This is a genomic window from uncultured Turicibacter sp. (assembly GCF_938044715.1).
In the GTDB taxonomy this organism is placed as follows: Bacteria; Bacillota_I; Bacilli_A; order MOL361; family Turicibacteraceae; genus Turicibacter; species Turicibacter sanguinis.
Genome location: NZ_CALIOS010000014.1, coordinates 1 through 20,475, shown reverse-complemented (window position 1 = coordinate 20,475; position 20,475 = coordinate 1). Strand labels below are relative to the sequence as shown.

The window sequence follows — 20,475 nt, the reverse complement described above, 5'->3', positions numbered from 1 at the left end:
TTTTGAGAAAGATGAAAGCAACAGGAGTTGTTCGTCGTATTGACGACTTAGGTCGTGTCGTAATCCCAAAAGAAATCCGTAGAACTATGCGTATTCGCGAAGGGGATTCATTAGAAATTTTCGTTAATCAATCAGGTGAAGTAGTATTAAAAAAATACTCTCCAATTGCTGATATTTCAGCTTTTGCACAACAATATGCAGATGCTATGCAAGCATCAACTAAAAAAGGTATTTTAATTGTAGATCGTGAAGATATTATTGCGGCTGCAGGGGACATCAAAAAACAATACTTAAATCGTCGTGTTAGCCGTCCATTAAGTGATATGATTGAAAATCGTACTTCTAAAATTGCTGAAGGTAAAGAAGTATTAGAAATCGTTGATGGTGAAACAACTGAACGTTCATTTGTTATGATTCCAATCATTTCTAATGGAGATAGCTTAGGAGCTGTTATCTTAGTTGGAACTGAAGAAGATGAATTAGTTAATGAACTAGACATCAATAGCGTTAAAATTGCTACAGCATTCTTAGGTAAATACCTAGAAGGTTAATAGGTTAGGGACTTATCCACAATCATGGATAAGTTCCTTTTTTTATACTAATAACTTTTCAATTTCAATTGATGTCAGACAAAAAAACTTAATTTGAGATAAGATTTTCTTACTTGGAAAAATTTTAATGCTATCCTGGCGAAGGAACATATAATGAATTTTCTGTGTAAAACTTATCCACAATTGAAGAATACAAGATTCATAAAAAAAGAGAACCATCTTTTTTGAAGGTTCTCTTTTTTTATGTTATTTTTGATAGTTTGGAGCTTCTTGAGTAATTTCAACATCGTGTGGATGAGATTCACGTAATCCTGCTCCTGTAATACGAACAAATTTACCATTTGTTTTTAAATCTTCAATCGTTGCTGTTCCGCAATATCCCATTCCGGCACGTAATCCACCACATAATTGGTAAACGACATCTTCAAGTTTTCCCTTGAATGGAACGCGAGCTTCAATTCCTTCTGGAACTAATTTTTTAGCCTCTTGTTGTTTTCCGCCTTGGAAGTAACGATCACTTGAACCGCGTTTCATAGCAGCTAAAGAGCCCATTCCTACATATGTTTTATAACGACGACCGTTATATAAAATCTCTTCACCTGGTGCTTCTTCACATCCTGCGAATAAACCACCAAACATTGCACAGTCAGCTCCTGCTGCAATAGCTTTTACAAAGTCACCACTTAATTTTAAACCACCATCAGCGATAACCGGAACACCAACTGTTTTACAGTATTCGTATACTTCGTTAACAGCTGTAATTTGAGGAACACCAACTCCAGCAACAACGCGAGTTGTACAGATAGAACCAGGTCCAATACCAACTTTAACGGCATCAGCACCCGCATCAATTAAATCTTTTGCGGCTTCTGGAGTTACGATATTTCCACCGATTACTTGTAACTGTGGATAAGTTTCCTTGATTTTACGCACTGTTTCAATAACACCAACTGAATGACCATGAGCAGAGTCCACTGTAATAACATCTACACCCGCATCAACTAAAGCAGCTACGCGATCTAATGTATCAGCTCCAACCCCAACAGCGGCACCACAACGTAAACGTCCTTGAGAATCTTTACAACTATTTGGGTAAGACATTGTTTTATCAATATCTTTGATGGTTACTAATCCGCATAAGATACCCGCATCGTTAATGATTGGTAATTTTTCGATACGATGTTGCATTAATATTTGTTTAGCTTCATCAAGTGTTGTACCAACTGGAGCAGTAATTAAAGCATCGCGTCCTGTCATAACTTCTGATACTTTAACTGTTTGGTCTTCACGGTATTTCATATCACGATTAGTAATAATACCAGTTAAGATTCCATTCTCATTAACAACTGGGAATCCAGAAACTTTATAATGTTTACACTTTTCATTAGCTTCGGCGATTGTAATGTCAGCAGATAATGTTACAGGATCTGAAATCATTCCATTTTGATATAATTTAACGCGACGAACTTCTTCTGCTTGTTCTTCAATTGACATATTTTTATGGATAAATCCAACTCCACCTTGGTGAGCAAGAGCAATTGCTAAACGTGATTCAGTTACTGTATCCATTGCTGAAGAAATAATTGGGATATTTAACTCGATTTCACGTGTTAGTTTTGTTTTTAAAGAAACGTCTTTAGGTAATACTTCACTACGCTGAGGGATTAATAAAACATCATCGAATGTTAATCCTTGATATACTACTTTACCATTTAATGTGCTCATGGTGGGGCCTCCTTATGTTATAATCATGTTCATGTCCTCAAAGAGCTATTTAATGAATAGCCCGTTTTTTAGTTGTAAACATGATAGCATATACTCAAACACTGTGCAATAGAAAATAATTTTTCAAAATTAATAGTTTTATAAAAAATGATTCAAAAAGTGTTCTTCAATTTGGTTAACGATAATAACCTATTAAAGGGGATCTAAAAATGAAAAATGTTTATTTCGTTTTCATATGAAAAATTTGCTAAACGATATTGATATTTATTTTTTATTAGTTTATAATGCAATTGTAAATAAGTTGTAGAATTTGTAGGGGGTTGGAGAAAATGGAGCGAATTCAAATGACAAAACAGATGAATCAATTTACACCAATCGTATGCCTACAATTAAAAATAGTGTATCGAAAAAGTTAAACGTATGGGTTAAGTGTTTTTACTAACGCATATGTTTTTTTTTACAATTAATTTGATACCTACAGTAAATCACATAAAAATCACAGCATTCATATATCATCGATAATATGGTTCGAAAGTTTCTACCCCTTACCGTAAATACAGGGACTATGAAGGTTGTCTAATAATAAAGTGTATCGCAAAGTCATATGTTAGTGAAAGCAAAAATAGTCTCGATGAAGGCTTTATTTAACTTACCTAATATAATTCTTTAGAGTTACATTTAACTATTAGCACCTTTAGTTAAGTCCTAAAGGTGCTTTTTTATTTCTACAAATAAAAAAGTAGCTAAAAAGATTCTTTTGCTTTATTAAAGTAAAGAATATAGATATGTCATTGTACAGAAGTTTCTAAACTTTGAAAAACTTCTGCGTGTCCTAGCAGTTAAGAATAGATTATTTTGGATAATTGCTAAGTGATAAATGCATTGTAGTTAATCTTCGTATTGAAAAGATTTAGATACTGAGTCGGATTAAAACTATTAAAAACATATCTATTTCTAGATAGATGAAATATCTTGGTTAGCTATTAAAACAAAGAGGAGTGGATTTTAAATGAAAAATGATTTACAAATTGCAAAAGAAATTGAATTAAAACCAATTATTGAGATTGCTAAACAATTAGGGATTGAAGATGAAGTTGAATGTTATGGAAAATATAAGGCGAAAATTGACTTAAGTGTCATGAATCAAAATAAAAAAGACGGAAAATTAGTCCTAGTAACAGCTATTAGCCCAACTAAAGCCGGAGAAGGAAAAACAACGATGACAGTAGGTCTTGGGCAAGGTTTTTACCATATTGATAAGAAATCTGTTATCGCCTTACGTGAACCATCACTTGGACCAGTTATGGGACTTAAAGGTGGAGCAACTGGTGGAGGGTACTCACAAGTATTACCGATGGAAGATTTAAATCTTCACTTTACAGGAGATATTCACGCTATTACAACAGCAAACAATGCTATTTGTGCATTACTAGATAATCATATGTATCAAGGTAACGAATGTAATATTGATCCAACTAAAATTGTATTCAAACGCTGTTTAGACTTAAACGATCGTACATTACGTGATATCACGATTGGACAAGGTTCAAAAGTTAATGGAATTGAACGTAAAGATGGATTTAACATTACAGTTGCTTCTGAAATTATGGCAATCCTTTGTTTAGCTACAAGCTTAGAGGATTTAAAAGCTCGTATAGGAAATATCATCGTCGCTTATACTCCGGATGATCACCCAGTTCACGTTAAAGATTTAAAAATTGAAGGTGCAATTGCCATGTTATTAAAAGATGCAATTAAACCGAATCTAGTTCAAACATGCGAGCATACACCAGCTATCGTTCATGGAGGACCATTCGCAAATATTGCTCATGGATGTAACTCTATTATTGCAACTAAAACTGCTTTAAAACTTGGAGACTATGTGATTACTGAGGCCGGATTTGGAGCTGACTTAGGAGCAGAAAAATTCTTAGATATTAAATGTCGTGAAGGAAAACTTACACCAGACTGTGTTGTTATCGTCGCAACAATTCGTGCATTAAAAATGCATGGTGGCGTTGAATATGAAGATTTAAAAGAAGAAAACGTTGAAGCCTTATCAAAAGGAATCGAAAACTTAGCTAAACATATTGATTCAATCACGCAATTTAATTTGCCATACATCGTAGCAGTTAACCAATTCACGCATGATACAGAGGCAGAACTTGAATTCTTAACATCTTGGTGTGAACAAAATAATCATCCATGCGAAATCGCAAATGTTTGGTTAAATGGAGGAGCTGGTGCTAAGCAATTAGCAACTCGAGTTGTCTCACTAATTGAAGAAAACAATCAAACATTTAATCAAATTTATGAGCGTAACCAAACATTAGAGGAGAAAATCTTAACAATCGCTCAAAAAATTTATGGGGCACGCGGAGTAAACTATACAGACGAAGCAAAAGCGCAATTAGAAACAATAAAAAAATTAGGATACGAAGATTACTTAGTATGTATGGCTAAAACACCAGTTTCATTAAGTGATGATCCAAAAGTTCTTGGACGTCCAACTGATTTTGACATTACAATTCGTGAAGTTCGTATCTCAGCAGGAGCTGGATTCATTGTTTGCTTAACAGGTAACGTCTTAACAATGCCAGGATTACCGAAAGAACCAGCTGCTTTAAAAATGGATGTAACACCAGAGGGTGAATGTATCGGGTTATTCTAAAAGCATATATATAAGGATAGAAAAAATAAAATAGGGAGGATTTTTGATGGAGAGAATATACGAAATCTCACCCAAACCATTGGTTGGAATTATCATGGGAAGTAAATCAGATTTCGAAACAATGCAAGAAGCGATGAAAGTTTTAGAGCAATTAGAAATCTCTTATGAAGCTAGTGTCGTTTCAGCGCATCGAACACCAGATAAAATGTTTGAATATGCAGAGGCTGCACGTAATAGGGGAATTAAAGTAATCATTGCAGGAGCAGGAGGTGCTGCGCACCTTCCTGGAATGGTTGCTGCTAAAACAACACTTCCGGTTATTGGAGTACCGGTTCAATCAAGAGCTTTAAATGGACTCGATTCGTTACTATCTATTGTTCAAATGCCAGGAGGAATTCCGGTAGCTACAGTAGCTATTGGAAAAGCTGGAGCCAAAAATGCAGGATTATTAGCAGCTTCCATGTTAAGCACATCATATCAAGAAATTGCAGTTCATTTAGAAAATTATCGTAAAGAGATGACGGATTCAGTACTGGGAGATTGCGATTTAAATGAGTAAGTTAATATTACCCCCATCAACGATTGGAATTATCGGTGGAGGACAACTTGGAAGAATGATGGCAATTGCTGCTAAACAAATGGGATATAAAATTGCCGTTTTAGAACCAGTAGCAAATGGACCACTTGCCCAAGTTGCTGATATCGAAATTAATGCAACTTATGATGATGAATTAGCATTGTTATCCTTATTTAAACAAAGTGACGTCATTACCTATGAGTTTGAAAATGTCTCAAGTGAGATGATTAAGCAACTAGAATCTAAAGGGTATCTCCCCCAAGGAAATCGACCAATTGCGATTACTCAACATCGCTTTTTAGAAAAAATCGCCATTAATGATTGTGGATTTAAAACAGCACCATTCATGAAAGTCGAAAGTGAAGCGGAGTTAAGATATGCCATTAAGCAATTAGGGTACCCAGCTATTTTGAAAACGACGTGTGGTGGATATGATGGCAAAGGACAATGGATGCTAAAAACTGATGAAGATATCTTAGAAGTTATTCCTATTGTCGAAGGAACAGAATGTATCCTCGAAGGATTTGTTCCTTTTGAAAAAGAAATCTCAGTCATCGTAACAAGAGGCACAAATGGTGATGTCGAGACATTCCCGGTAGCGGAGAATATTCATCAAAATCATATCTTACACTTAAGTATCGTACCAGCTGATATTAGTTCAGAGCTTATGATAAAGGCGGAAGAAATAGCAAGAACTTTAATTGAACGTTTAGATTTTGTTGGAACACTTGCGATTGAGATGTTTGTTATAGGTGATGACATTATTATTAATGAATTAGCACCACGTCCTCATAATTCAGGACACTATACAATTGATGCTTGCAACATTTCGCAATTTGAACAACATATTCGAGCAGTATGTGGCTTACCACTAATTAAGCCAACCCTAATAGAGCCAGCTATCATGGTCAACTTGCTAGGCCAACATGTTGACTATGCCTTAAAAATGTGGACAACACCTGAATTTCATCAGGCAAAAGTTCACCTTTATGGAAAAGAAGAATTACGAGCAAATCGTAAAGTTGGACATATGACATTTACAAGTAAGAAGAGAGAAGATTTACATAAAACTGTGGAACTGTTTTTAGAAAACTTTCCAAAGTAAAAAGGGTGAGGATGAGGAAAATGAGTCAGTATCGTATTTTTGTGGAGAAGAAGGATATCTATGCAACAGAAGCTAAAAGTTTACGGCATGATTTGAATGAAAATTTACATTTAAACCTAACTAATACTCGTGTCATTAATATATATGATTTATTTAACGTTAATGAAACGGAACTTGAAACAGCGAAGCAAAATGTTTTATCTGAAATTGTAACAGATATGACGAGTGACTCAATTGAGTTAAGTGATAAAACCTATTTTGCAGTAGAATATTTACCCGGGCAATATGATCAACGTGCCGACTCAGCAATTCAATGTATTCAACTTTTAACAGGAAATGATGAGGTTCGTGTTAAGAGTGGAAAAGTGATTATTTTGGATGGAGTACAGTCAAAAGAAGAATTAGCTAAAATTAAAAACTACTATATCAATCCGATTGAAATGCGTGAAAAAGATTTAACAGCACCACTTCAATTAGATGAATCAATAGAAATTGAAGATGTCAAAACATATGAAGGATTCGTTGACTATAAAGAGGAAGCGTTAGCGGCATTCTTAAAGACACACGGGATGGCCATGTCCCTAGCAGACATCAAATTAATTCAAGATTACTTCTTAAAGGAAGAAAAACGAAATCCAACAGAAACAGAGTTAAAAGTATTAGATACTTACTGGTCAGATCACTGCCGTCACACAACGTTTGAAACATTAATTGAAAATGTAACATTCGAAAGTGGACGATTCCATGAAATTTTACAACAAACTTTCAATGAATACTGCGCAATGCGAGAGCGTGTTCACCATAATAAAAAGCCAATGACATTAATGGATATGGCAACTATTGCAATGAAAGAACAACGCAAATTAGGATTATTAAATGATTTAGAAGTGTCAGACGAAATTAATGCTTGTAGTGTTTATATAGATGTCGATGTTGATGGGGTTAACGAACCATGGTTATTAATGTTTAAAAACGAAACACACAATCATCCAACAGAAATTGAACCATTTGGTGGGGCTTCAACATGTATTGGTGGAGCAATTCGTGATCCACTATCTGGACGTTCATATGTTTACCAAGCGATGCGTATTAGTGGTGGAGCAAATGTTTTAGAATCTATCGAAGATACGATGGAAGGTAAACTTCCTCAAAAAATTATTTCAAAACGTTCAGCAGATGGAAATAGCTCTTACGGAAATCAAATTGGATTACCAACAAGCTTTGTTCGTGAAGTTTATCATGAAGGATACAAAGCAAAGCACATGGAAGTCGGAGCAGTAGTCGGAGCAGTTAAAGCAAGTGATGTTCGCCGTGAAAAACCAGCTCCTGGAGACATCATCATTCTACTTGGTGGGCGTACAGGAAGAGATGGAATTGGTGGGGCAACAGGATCATCCAAAGCTCATAATGAAACATCAATTCAAACAGCTTCATCAGAAGTTCAAAAAGGAAATGCTCCGACTGAAAGAAAAATTCAGCGTTTATTTAGAAATGGAGAAGTAACGCGCTTAATCAAAAAATGTAATGATTTCGGAGCAGGAGGCGTAGCTGTTGCCATTGGGGAACTTGCTGATGGATTAAACATCGACTTAAATGCTGTTCCAGTCAAATACAATGGATTAAATGGAACAGAACTTGCAATTTCAGAATCGCAAGAGCGTATGGCAGTCTTGGTGGCTTCTAAAGATGTAGACACTTTTATTAACTTTGCACATCATGAAAACTTAGAATCAACCGTTGTTGCAGAAGTGACAAATACCAATCGTTTAGTGATGAATTGGAATGGTCGTCCAATCGTCAACTTATCACGTACTTTCTTAGATACAAATGGTGCGCGTCAAACAACAAACGTTACAATTAAAACAGATTTAGAATCTAATCCATTCCAAAGTAAAATACAAGGAAACACAATTAAAGATAAATTCCTAAATAATTTAAAACAACCAAATGTTGCATCACAGCAAGGAATGGTTGAAATGTTTGACTCAACCATTGGGGGAACGACTGTTTTAATGCCTTATGGAGGAAAATATCAATTAACTGAGACGGAAGGATCAGTTCATAAAATTCCACTACGTCATGGTGTGACAAATACAGTTAGTATGTTAACTTATGGATATAATCCAAAAATTACATCCTGGTCACCATTCCATGGAGCAGCTTATGCAGTAGTTGAATCAATGGCAAGAATCATTGCCTTAGGTGGAAGATGGCAAGGAATTCGTTTCTCATTTCAAGAATACTTTCGTCGTTTAGGACAAGACCCACAAAACTGGGGACAACCGTTTGCAGCGCTACTCGGGTCAATTTACGTTCAAAAAGGGTTTAATTTACCTGCAATCGGTGGAAAAGATAGTATGAGTGGATCATTTGAAGAATTACATGTTCCACCGACATTCATTTCATTTGCAGTTCAAACAGAAAAAGCAAACAAAGTTTTATCACCAGAATTCAAGGCACCGGAAAACTATATTTATTTAATTAAACATGAACCAACTAAAGATTTAATGCCAAATATTGAACAGTTAAAAACTAACTTTGACTATATTTATGACATGGTTACAGTCGGATGTATTAAATCAGCTTTCTCGGTTAAACAGGGAGGGATTGCTGAAGCATTAGCAAAAATGAGTTTCGGGAATAAAATTGGTGCAACCATTAAAACAGGTTATGATGTATTCGACTTAGAACTGGGATCGATTATCGTAGAGTCTGATCGACCATTATTATTTGATCATGCGCACTTACTTGGAAAAACAACATCGGAACCTTTAATCGTCATCAATCAAGAGGCCATCACGATTGAAGAAAGCTTAGAAGCATGGCAAGGAACATTTGGCAATTTATATCCAGTTGCCGCTGAAGCTGAAAAAATAGAGGTTCCAATCATTGACTATAAAAATACCATCATTAAAACATCATCAATAAAATCAACACCACAAGTATTCTTGCCAGTATTCCCAGGAACAAACTGCGAATATGATAGTGCAAGAGCCTTCGAACAAGCTGGGGCAAAATCAATCATTGATGTATTTTGTAATCAAAATCATCAAGATATTGAAGCTTCAATTGAACGTATGGTTAAACACATTAATGAATCTCAAATGTTAATGCTATCTGGAGGATTCAGTGCTGGAGATGAGCCAGATGGATCAGGAAAATTTATTACATCAGTTTTAATGAATGAACAGGTACGTGAAAGTATTGAAGGATTATTAGAGCGTGATGGATTAATCTTAGGTATTTGTAATGGATTCCAAGCATTAATTAAATCAGGATTATTACCATATGGACAGTTTGGAATGGTAACTGAAGACTCACCAACTCTAGTTAAAAACAATACGAACCGACATATGTCAAAAATTATACAAACACGTATTGCCTCAAACAAATCACCTTGGTTATCGGGGGCAAACGTTGGAGATATTCACAATATCGCAATTTCGCATGGAGAAGGGAAATTTGTAGCGAATGATGCTGTGATTAAAAAATTAATCAAAAATGGTCAAGTCGCGACTCAATACGTAGACGTAACTGGAAAACCAACAATGGATGGAATCTACAATCCTAATGGATCAATCGCTGCCATTGAAGGAATTACAAGTCCAGATGGACGCATTCTTGGAAAAATGGGGCACTCAGAGCGCATCGGAAGTCAAATTTTCAAAAATGTCCCAGGTAATTACGATCAATTACTGTTCCAAAGCGGAGTAAAATACTTTAAATAAAACGTTGAGTCTCGCAATTAACACGCGTAGGAAGTGAATAAAGTCTGAATTATCGGGAGACAGAAGAGGCTTTAGAACTTTACGAGCGTATTGCGAGAAGAAACTAGATTCAAAAGTTCTATATATAAACTGAAATGTAATCAATCGTTTTATCATCAGGCTTAGTATTTAAACCCTTTTGATACTAAGGTATAACTATAGAACCGCTAAATGTTTAAAAATCCACAAAACTTAGAGGTTCTTATATATCTAATGAGAAAGCACAGCGTCACCCTAACAAGTAAAAAGATAAAAGAGAGACTATACAAAGAGAGAAAAACGGAGGATAAGGCCATGAACCCAACTCGAGTAATGTTATATGAAGGAAAAGCAAAGCAAATTTTTAAAACGGACGATGATCACAAAGTTATTATTCATTATAAAGACGATGCAACAGCATTTAATGGGGTAAAAAAATCAAGCATCGCAAACAAAGGTATTTTAAACAATGCGATTACAACAATCATTTTTGAAATGTTAGAAAAACGTGGAGTGAAAACCCATTTCATTGAAAAATTAAATGATCGTGATCAATTATGTCATAAAGTTGAAATTGTTCCTTTAGAAATTATCGTGCGCAACATTATTGCAGGAAGTATGGCAAAACGTTTAGGAATCGAAGAAGGGACAATTCCATCGAACGTGGTTTATGAATTATGTTATAAAAATGATGCTTATGGGGATCCGTTGATTAATGAAGATCACGCGGTAGCATTAGATTTAGCGACTTATGAAGAGTTAGCAAAAATTAAAGAAATGACATTAGAAATCAACAAAGCATTGATTGAATTCTTCGACGCACAAGACATTCGCTTAATTGATTTCAAAATTGAATTTGGACGTACAAAAAATGGGGAAATTGTGTTAGCCGATGAAATCTCACCAGATACATGCCGTTTATGGGATAAAAAAACAAACGAAAAGTTAGATAAAGATCGTTTCCGTCGCGACTTAGGAAATGTTGAAGAAGCCTATATTGAAATCTTAAATCGCGTAAGTCGCTAAGGTGAATAATATGGCAGAATTAGATTTATTTTTCGAAAATAAAATGAATGAAGAGTGTGGAGTCTTTGGAATCTTCAATCATGAAAATGCAGCTGAATTAACTTATTACGGATTACATGCTCTTCAACATCGTGGTCAAGAAGGCGCTGGAATCGTTACGAGTGATGGCAAAATGCTTCATCAACATAAAGGAGAAGGACTTGTTCGAAATGTTTTTACTCAACAAGATATCGATCGTCTAAAGGGAATCCATGCGATTGGACACGTTCGTTATTCAACAGCAGGCGGAGGCGGAATTATGAACGTTCAACCTTTCCTATTCCGCTCTCAATCAGGACCACTTGGTCTTTGTCATAATGGAAATTTAGTCAATGCAAATCAACTTAAAGTCTATCTTGAAAACGAGGGAAGCATCTTTCAGACTACCTCTGATTCAGAAATTCTCGCTCATTTAATCAAACGCCAACGTGGAGATATGATGACAGCTTTGAAGGAATCCCTACTTTATATCGAGGGAGCTTTCGCCTTCCTACTATTAAAAGAAAATGAAATGTACATCGCTTTAGATAAACTGGGATTACGTCCACTATCTCTTGGTCGAATTGGTGATAAAGGAATTGTCGTTGCATCGGAAACATGTGCTTTTGATGTGATTGGAGCAGAATATTTGCGAGATGTTCATCCAGGAGAAGTCATCAGAATTGACTTAAATGGGATAACGTCAGACCGCTACGCCAAAACTTGTCATCGTAGCATGTGTAGCATGGAGTACGTTTACTTTGCAAGACCAGATAGTGATGTAGAAGGAATTAACGTTCACCAAGCACGTAAAAATTGTGGCCGAGTTCTAGCTAAAGAATCACACGTTGAAGCAGATATCGTTGTAGGAGTACCAGATTCGGGATTAAGTGCAGCTATCGGATATGCAGAAGAAGCTAATATTCCATTTGAAATTGGCATGATTAAAAATAAATACATTGGACGAACCTTTATCCAGCCCTCACAAGAACTTCGTGAACAAGGCGTTAAGATGAAATTATCAGCTGTTCGTTCAATCGTTAAAGATAAACGCGTTATTTTAATTGATGACTCAATTGTTCGTGGGACAACATCACGCCGAATGGTAGATATGTTACGTGATGCAGGGGCTAAAGAAGTTCACGTGCGTATCGCCTCACCAGAAATCAAATTTCCATGTTTTTATGGAGTTGATTTCTCAACATACGATGAATTAATTGCTGCAACCCATACAACAGAAGAAATAAGACACGTAATTGGAGCCGATTCATTAGCCTTTATTTCAGTAGAAGGACTAACAAAAGGTATTGGCCGACCTGTAACTTACGGTAAAAACTGTGGTCAATGTGTCGCATGTTTTAATGGAGACTATCCGACATATCTATATGAAGATGTTATAAATGCAAACAAAGAAGTTAAATAAGGGGTGGAGAAGATGAGTAAAGCGTACGAACAATCAGGTGTAAGTCTAGAAGCAGGTTACGAATCGGTTAATCGAATCAAAAAACATATCGCAAAAACGAATCGTCCAGGAGTATTTTCGGGAATTGGATCATTTGGTGCTATGTTTGATTTATCGTCACTTGATTACCAAAACCCTCTCTTAGTATCGGGGACAGATGGAGTCGGAACTAAGTTAATGGTGGCAATTAAAGCAGATGTTCATGACACAATTGGAATCGATTGCGTCGCAATGTGTGTGAATGATATCGTTGTACAAGGAGCAGAACCCTTATATTTCTTAGATTACGTGGCGGTTGGAAAAAATGAACCTGCTAAAATTGAGGCTATCGTTAAAGGAGTAGCAGATGGATGTGAGCAAGCGGGAGCTGCTTTAATCGGTGGGGAAACAGCCGAAATGCCAGATATGTATGAGCATGGACATTATGATTTAGCTGGATTTGCAGTTGGAGTTGTTGAAAAAGATGAATTAATCACGGGTGAAAAAGTGAGTGAAGGTGATATCATCATCGGACTTTCATCAAGTGGAATTCACTCAAATGGATACTCATTAGTACGTAAAATCTTATTCAAAGACCATAACGTCGATTTAAACCAATACGTTGAATCACTTCAAGCCACAGTAGCAGAGGCCGTCTTAGCACCAACAAAAATCTACGTTAAACCAATCTTGGCTTTACTAAAAGAAGTTGAAGTACATGGGATGGCTCACATTACAGGTGGAGGATTTGATGAGAACATTCCACGTACATTACCAGAGGGGCACGGAGTCGTCATTAATAAAAACTCATATCCAATGCCTCCAATCTTTAATTACTTAAAAGAACTTGGAAACTTAGACGAGCGCGAAATGTATAACGTCTTTAACATGGGAATTGGAATGATTATCATTGTATCAAAAGACTCAGTTCAAAAAACAATGGAGGTCTTAACAGAAGCAGGAGAAACTCCACATATCATCGGTCACGTTGTAGCTGAAGAAGGAGTACAACTAGTATGAAAAAAATAGTTGTCTTTGCTTCAGGGAATGGTAGTAACTTTCAAACTATCGTTGAAAAATTACATAAACAAGCCTGCGAAGTAGCACTGCTTGTTTGTGATAAACCGGGTGCCTATTGCATTGAAAGAGCTCATAAAATGAACATTCCAACCTTCGTTTTTAATCCAAAAGAATATTCTAGTAAAGAAGCCTTCGAACAAGAAATCTGTACTCAGTTAATCCCCCTTAACCCAGATTTAATTGTTTTAGCAGGCTACATGCGCATTGTTGGTCAAACTTTATTAGATGTTTACGAAGGAAAAATCATTAACATCCATCCTGCATTATTACCAGCTTTTCCTGGTCGGGATGGAATCACAGACGCATTAAAATATGGGGTTAAAATTATGGGAGTGACTGTTCATTACGTTGATTCAGGTATTGATACAGGGATGATTATTGACCAAGTTTGTTTTAAACGTACAGGGTTAGAGACAAGAGAAGAAATAGAGCAAAAAATTCATGACTTAGAACATGAGCTATATCCAACTGTCATTAAACAATTGCTAAATATTTAGGAGGATGAAGAGAGATGAAACGTGCATTAGTAAGTGTGTCAGATAAAACAAACTTAGTGCCATTTGTACAAAATTTAATTGAATTAGGATACGATATTATTTCAACAGGTGGAACAAAAAAGTCATTAGAAGAAGCGGGAATGAATATTATTTCCATTGACGAGGTGACAGGGTTCCCGGAAATTTTAGAAGGACGTGTCAAAACGCTTCATCCATTAGTTCATGGTGGTCTATTAGCAAAACGTGGTGATGAATATCACCAACAACAAGTAGCAAAAAACAACATCGAGTACATAGATTTAGTTTGTGTTAACTTATATCCATTTGCAAAAACAATTCAAAATCCTGAATCAACACATGAAGATAAAATTGAAAACATCGATATCGGTGGACCTTCAATGCTACGTTCTGCAGCTAAAAACTTTAATGACGTAACAGTCGTTGTAGATGTTAAAGATTACGATCAAATTATTGATGAAATTCGTGAACATGGAAATACAACCTTAAACACGCGTCAAAAATTAGCTGGAAAAGTATTTAATCATACAGCAGCCTATGATGCAATGATTGCAAACTACTTTAATCAAATCAACGAAATTAAAATTCCAGAAAAACTTACTGTTACATACGACCTAAAACAATCATTACGCTATGGAGAAAATCCACATCAGTCAGCAGCATTTTATCAAACATTAGAAAAACCATCTTACAGTGTAGTGGCGAGTGAACAATTACATGGAAAAGAATTGTCATACAACAATATTGCAGATGCTAATGCGGCACTTGAAATTTTAGCTGAATTTGAAGCACCAGCAGCGGTTGCGGTAAAACATATGAATCCATGTGGTGTTGGAATTGGATCAACAATCGAGGAAGCTTATGCAAAAGCATATGAAGCAGATTCAACGTCAATCTTTGGTGGAATTGTTGCTCTTAACCGTGAAGTTAGCAAAGAAGTAGCAACAGAACTTCATAAAATCTTCTTAGAAATTATTATTGCACCAAGTTTTACAGAAGAAGCATTACAAATTTTAAAACAAAAGAAAAATATCCGCCTATTAACAACAGACATGTCAAATCGTCGTCAACTAGGACATAAATTAACAACAGTTAAAGGTGGATTATTACAACAAGACTTAGACACACTAGAAGTAACACTTGAAGACTTAGAATGTGTAACAGAAGTAAAACCAACACAAGAAGACTTAGAACAATTATTATTTGGATTTAAAGTTGTAAAACATGTGAAGTCGAATGCGATTGCTTTAGTGAAAGATAATATGACTGTAGGAGTTGGTGCAGGCCAAATGAATCGCGTCGGTGCGGCTAAAATTGCACTTGAACAAGCTAATGAATTGGCATCAGGTTCATATTTAGCATCAGATGCTTTCTTCCCGATGTCGGATACAGTTGAATTAGCTGCTAAATATGGAGTTAAAGCAATCATTCAACCAGGTGGATCGATTAAAGATCAAGATTCTATTGATGCTTGTAATAAATTTGGAATTGCGATGGTATTTACAAAAGTAAGACATTTTAAACATTAATTTGGTGAGGATAGGGAGAAATTTATGAAAGTTTTAGTTATTGGGCGTGGGGGACGTGAGCATGCCATCATAAAAAAATTAATGCGCGATAAAAAAGTTTCTCAAATTTTCTGTGCACCAGGAAATGATGGAATGATTGAGGCAACTTTAGTACCAATTGAGGAAACAAACGTAGCGGCACTTACTGACTTTGCGTTGGAAAATCAAATTGATTTAACCATAGTGGGGCCAGAAATGGCTCTTGTAGCGGGAGTTGTTAATAGTTTCAATTCAAAAGGATTAAAAGTGTTTGGCCCAACTAAAGAAGCAGCTTTAATTGAAGGCAGTAAAGCCTTTGCTAAGCAGATGATGTCAAAATATAATATTCCAACGGCAGTATATAAAGAATTTACAGAATTTGAGCCCGCGGTTGAGTATTTAAAAACACAGTCTATGCCAATTGTTATTAAAGCAGATGGACTAGCTGCTGGCAAAGGTGTAGTTATTTGTCAAACATTAGAAGAAGGAATTGAGACTTTAGAATCAATGTTATTATATCGTCAGTTTGATGAGGCCTCTTCGAAAGTAGTGATCGAGGAGTTCTTGGAAGGTGAAGAGTTTTCGTTAATGGCTTTTGTCGCAAATGAACTTTATAACCCAATGCCTATTGCACGTGATTATAAGCGTGCATATGATAATGATGAAGGGTTGAACACAGGAGGAATGGGGAATCACAGTCCACATCCGCTTATTTTGGAATCAGATTATGAGGAAGCGATTAAAATGGTTATTGGACCAATGACGAAGGCAATGATTGCTGAAAATATACCATTTACGGGAATCTTATATGCTGGATTAATGAAAACATCGTCAGGTATTAAAGTTATTGAATTCAATGCTCGCTTTGGAGATCCAGAAACGGAAGTGCTACTTCCTCGTTTAGAGACAGACCTTTCTGAAATCATGTTATCACTGCTTGAGGGGAAAGAAATCGAGTGTGTATGGTCAGATAAACCAACTGTTGGAGTTGTGTTAGCCGCTAAAGGTTATCCAGGAAATTATAATAAAGGCGCAATTATTAAAGGTCTTGATTTACTGGAAGATGTAGACGTTTGTCACATGGGAACTAAATTAGTAGATGGAGACTATACAACAAACGGTGGACGCGTTCTCTTTGTTGTTGGAAGTGGTGAAACTTTAGACAAAGCTCGAACTAATGTTTATCGACAAATAGAAAAAATTACTTGTGATGATTTGTTCTACAGACTAGACATTGCAAAGAAATTTGTCGAGTAAAAATATAAAAAGGGAGATCTTTGTAATCTCCCTTTAAGTCTATTTTTATTACATATTTGCAAAGCATAATGACAAAATTTTTAAAAAGATGTATTTTATAAATGAGCTTGTAATTTTATGAAGTGGGTGAGAAAGTGAGTAAGGTATTATTTACGCCAGGTCCTACGAATATTCCAATGGAAATTCGAGAAGTATTAGGGCAAGATTTAATTCATCATCGTATGGCTGATTATCATCAATTAATTAAAGATGTAAACGAAGGGTTAAAAAGAATATTTGATACTAAAAATGATGTAATTATTTTAACATCTTCAGGAACAGGGTCAATGGAGTCAACAATCGTTAACCTATTCTCTAATGGGGATGAAGTTTTAGTCATTAATACAGGATGGTTTGGTCAAAGATTTATTGAAATTTGTACTGTATATGGATTAAAAGTACATGAGTTAGCTTATGATTGGGGAAAAAGTTATGAGTTAAATGATGTAAAAGAAATTTTAGAAAAATATCCCGAAATTAAAGGTGTATTTGTAACTTATCATGAGACAGCAACAGGTGTTGTAAATAATTTGAAAGCTTTAGGGGATTTAACGAAAGATACAAATCGTTTATTAATTGCGGATTGTATTAGTGGGATGGTTGTACAAGAGTTCCATTTAGATGAATGGGGAGTAGATTGTGCGGTGGCAAGTAGTCAAAAAGGATTCCACTTACCTCCTGGATTGAGTTTTGTAGCCTTAAGTGATAAAGCAAAATTGAGTTTAGAATATTCAAATCTCCCAAAATATTATTTCGATTATAAAAAATATCTTCATTATTATGAAGTAAAATCAGAACAGCCATTTACTCCAGCAATTTCTATCGTTGTAGCATTAAAAACAGCATTAGATGGATTGTTGAATCAAGGTCTTGAAAGCGTGATTGCAAATAAAGTTCAAGTTCGAAAATATGCTGAAGAAAAACTTGCAAATCTCGGCCTTGAATTATTTATTAAAGACGAAAGTATTAGAGGAAATGTGTTAGTTCCCGTATTAGCTCCTGAAAATATCAATGCTAGCAAATTGACTGCTTTAATTGATGAAAGATATAACTTTACTGTAGCAGGTGGAATGGGTTCATATGCAGGTAAAATGTTACGCGTTGGAATTATAGGGGAAATCACAAAACAAGAAATTGATTTGTTAGTGCAATACATAAAAGAAGTTTTACCGGAATGTCAAAAGTAGCTTTAGAGGGGAGAATACATAATGAAGCCACAATTCGAATTAGAACGCAATACTGCAGTTATTAACTTTTCTGCACATTATTGCAATACTGAAGATGAATTATTAAATAGTCAAGGGTTTGAGAAAGTATTAACACGTTTCTTAAATAGATTGAAAAAGAAAGAATCACCAATTTATGAACAATTAGTTTATGTATGTGGTGAAAATCGAGTAGCAACGGAGTTAACATCACTTTTTAAATTATTATTGGTATTAGAGATTGATGAAGTTATGCAAATGAATCGATCATTTATAGTGTTACTTCAACACAAGGATACATTGATAGAATTTATTGAAGCATTATACGATTACTGGCGTCGTCTAGAACGGTACAGTGTCATTTATAACAGTACAGAAGGAACTGGGATTCAAAAAATAAAATTTATCGAGGCAAATAATGACTTTACTAATTTAGTATTAAAGGTTTATCGTACTATTGAAGAGCGTTTAATGGGACATCGTCAAAATGTGTATCGCCAATTAATTGTTGGAGCAAATGCAGGTTTAGTATTAAATGAAATTCAATGGGATTTTCCAATGCAATATAGGGGGCTAAGATATCCGGCGTTTATTGAGTCCATTGTATTAACACCGCCATTTATCACTTATCCTAAACGAACAAAAAGGGATGGAATTTTCGAAGAGGTTTTTATAAATCCACTTGATGGATTATATCTAGATCCAAATAATTGGTTTGTGTATCCTGCAAAAGTAGGAACTGCCCTAGCCTACGTATATTTTCATCGTGATTTTATGGCTCAAGGGGTTACAATGTGTAACTTATTTGAATTAGCAGAGTTGGAAGAATGTAAAGACAGAAAACCTGATTTAATTTATGTTTATGGAAATAAAGATAAAGAAGATCGTGCGGTATTCTATCAAGATAAAGAAAATGACATTATGATTGGATATGCGACCTATAGTGAAAATCACGATTATTTTGGTTATATGAAAAAAATGATTTTAACTTTATATAATGTCAAAATGATTAATGAGAAAAAACTTCCATTACATGGTGCTATGATTGAATTAACATTAAAAAATGGTATTCAAAGTAATATTGTAGTAATTGGAGATAGTGGAGCAGGTAAGTCAGAAACACTAGAAGCAATGCGTTTGATGGCAGAAGATGAAATTAAAGATATGAAAACTATTTTTGATGACATGGGAACGTTGGCAATCGAAAAAGGTGAAATTCGTGCGTACGGTACTGAGATTGGAGCCTTTGTACGCTTAGATGATTTGGATACAGGATATGCATATCGCACAATTGATCGAAGTATTTTTATGAATCCAGATAAAACGAATGCACGTATTGTAATTCCAGTTGCAACTTATAAAGATATTACAACTGGGCGTCCTGTTGACATGGTCTTATATGCTAATAACTATGAAGAAGATGGTGCTGAATTTGAATTTTTTAATAATATAGATGAAGCAAAAGATGTATTTGTAAGAGGAGCACGTAAGGCAAAAGGTACCACAACAGAAACGGGATTAGTTGAATCTTACTTTGCTAATCCATTTGGACCTGTGCAATTAAAAGAACAAACGGATCCATTGATTGATAAATATTTTGAAACATTATTTAAAAAGGGAATTAAAGTTGGACAAATTCGTACGCGATTAGCGGTTGAAGGGCAAGAACATATTGGCCCACGTAAAGCTGCCGAGTTGTTATTAGATTATATTAAAAATCAACAATAAAAAAGGTCTGACAGTACACTGTCAGACCTTTTTTATATATGAATAAAATTAATAATTATAAATGTTATAGTTAAATGTGTATAAATGATTAAGTATAGTATATATTAATGATGTTATAGAAAAATTTAATCAATTGTTACAAAAATATAGTGGAAAAGATTGACGAAAGTTATAATAAATGATAAGATGATCAAGTCGTCGAAAGAAGACAAAAAAAGAAATCGAAAGATTTTAAAAAAACTTC

14 protein-coding genes and 1 riboswitch are annotated in these 20,475 nt (G+C 35.1%); of the genes, 13 read left to right on the top strand and 1 reads right to left on the bottom strand.

Annotated elements, in window-relative coordinates; genetic code table 11:
• The first annotated feature begins 11 nt into the window (after window positions 1–11).
• Window positions 12–551, top strand: a complete 540-nt coding sequence (locus tag QWC74_RS01060) for a stage V sporulation T C-terminal domain-containing protein (protein ID WP_006784952.1) — start codon at window positions 12–14, stop codon at window positions 549–551.
• 246 nt (window positions 552–797) lie between these two features.
• Here QWC74_RS01060 and guaB read toward each other — a convergent pair whose 3' ends face one another.
• Complete coding sequence (guaB, locus tag QWC74_RS01055; RefSeq protein ID WP_006784953.1) at window positions 798–2,276, bottom strand: IMP dehydrogenase; 1,479 nt, start codon at window positions 2,274–2,276, stop codon at window positions 798–800.
• Window positions 2,277–2,761: 485 nt separating this feature from the next.
• Window positions 2,762–2,862: riboswitch (purine riboswitch) on the top strand.
• A gap of 423 nt (window positions 2,863–3,285) precedes the next feature.
• Between guaB and QWC74_RS01050 the strand changes: the two genes are divergently transcribed.
• The 12 genes from QWC74_RS01050 to QWC74_RS00995 all read left to right on the top strand — a co-directional run bounded on the left by QWC74_RS01050 (window position 3,286) and on the right by QWC74_RS00995 (window position 20,231).
• Window positions 3,286–4,947: a formate--tetrahydrofolate ligase gene (locus tag QWC74_RS01050; RefSeq protein WP_006784954.1), complete on the top strand. Its 1,662-nt coding sequence runs from the start codon at window positions 3,286–3,288 to the stop codon at window positions 4,945–4,947.
• A 46-nt stretch (window positions 4,948–4,993) separates the two neighbouring features.
• A complete protein-coding gene (gene purE / locus QWC74_RS01045) occupies window positions 4,994–5,506 on the top strand; it encodes a 5-(carboxyamino)imidazole ribonucleotide mutase (RefSeq protein WP_006784955.1) in 513 nt (170 codons plus the stop codon).
• Entirely contained in the window at window positions 5,499–6,629 is a 1,131-nt protein-coding gene (gene purK, locus QWC74_RS01040; RefSeq protein ID WP_006784956.1) for a 5-(carboxyamino)imidazole ribonucleotide synthase, read from the top strand. The genes purE and purK overlap by 8 nt, the downstream gene beginning before the upstream one ends.
• A gap of 20 nt (window positions 6,630–6,649) precedes the next feature.
• Window positions 6,650–10,357 carry a phosphoribosylformylglycinamidine synthase gene (locus tag QWC74_RS01035; RefSeq protein ID WP_006784957.1) on the top strand — a complete coding sequence of 1,236 codons (3,708 nt, stop codon included), beginning with the start codon at window positions 6,650–6,652 and terminating at the stop codon, window positions 10,355–10,357.
• Window positions 10,358–10,690: 333 nt separating this feature from the next.
• The gene (gene purC / locus QWC74_RS01030) at window positions 10,691–11,401 is read left to right on the top strand and encodes a phosphoribosylaminoimidazolesuccinocarboxamide synthase (RefSeq protein ID WP_006784958.1); all 711 of its coding nucleotides are present in this window, start codon (window positions 10,691–10,693) and stop codon (window positions 11,399–11,401) included.
• Between the two features lie 10 nt (window positions 11,402–11,411).
• Window positions 11,412–12,842, top strand: coding sequence for an amidophosphoribosyltransferase (purF, locus tag QWC74_RS01025; RefSeq protein WP_006784959.1), 1,431 nt, complete (start codon window positions 11,412–11,414; stop codon window positions 12,840–12,842).
• A 12-nt stretch (window positions 12,843–12,854) separates the two neighbouring features.
• Window positions 12,855–13,880 (top strand): phosphoribosylformylglycinamidine cyclo-ligase, encoded by a 1,026-nt coding sequence (gene purM / locus QWC74_RS01020; protein ID WP_006784960.1) that lies wholly within the window; start codon window positions 12,855–12,857, stop codon window positions 13,878–13,880.
• The gene (gene purN, locus QWC74_RS01015) at window positions 13,877–14,437 is read left to right on the top strand and encodes a phosphoribosylglycinamide formyltransferase (protein WP_006784961.1); all 561 of its coding nucleotides are present in this window, start codon (window positions 13,877–13,879) and stop codon (window positions 14,435–14,437) included. The genes purM and purN overlap by 4 nt, the downstream gene beginning before the upstream one ends.
• Before the next feature lie 14 nt (window positions 14,438–14,451).
• Window positions 14,452–15,984, top strand: coding sequence for a bifunctional phosphoribosylaminoimidazolecarboxamide formyltransferase/IMP cyclohydrolase (gene purH, locus QWC74_RS01010; RefSeq protein ID WP_006784962.1), 1,533 nt, complete (start codon window positions 14,452–14,454; stop codon window positions 15,982–15,984).
• 24 nt (window positions 15,985–16,008) lie between these two features.
• On the top strand, window positions 16,009–17,259 hold the full coding sequence (gene purD, locus QWC74_RS01005; protein ID WP_006784963.1) for a phosphoribosylamine--glycine ligase: 1,251 nt from the start codon (window positions 16,009–16,011) through the stop codon (window positions 17,257–17,259).
• Window positions 17,260–17,393: 134 nt separating this feature from the next.
• Window positions 17,394–18,485, top strand: a complete 1,092-nt coding sequence (locus QWC74_RS01000; protein ID WP_006784964.1) for an alanine--glyoxylate aminotransferase family protein — start codon at window positions 17,394–17,396, stop codon at window positions 18,483–18,485.
• Between the two features lie 21 nt (window positions 18,486–18,506).
• Window positions 18,507–20,231 (top strand): hypothetical protein, encoded by a 1,725-nt coding sequence (locus QWC74_RS00995; RefSeq protein ID WP_055164436.1) that lies wholly within the window; start codon window positions 18,507–18,509, stop codon window positions 20,229–20,231.
• Window positions 20,232–20,475 lie beyond the last annotated feature (244 nt).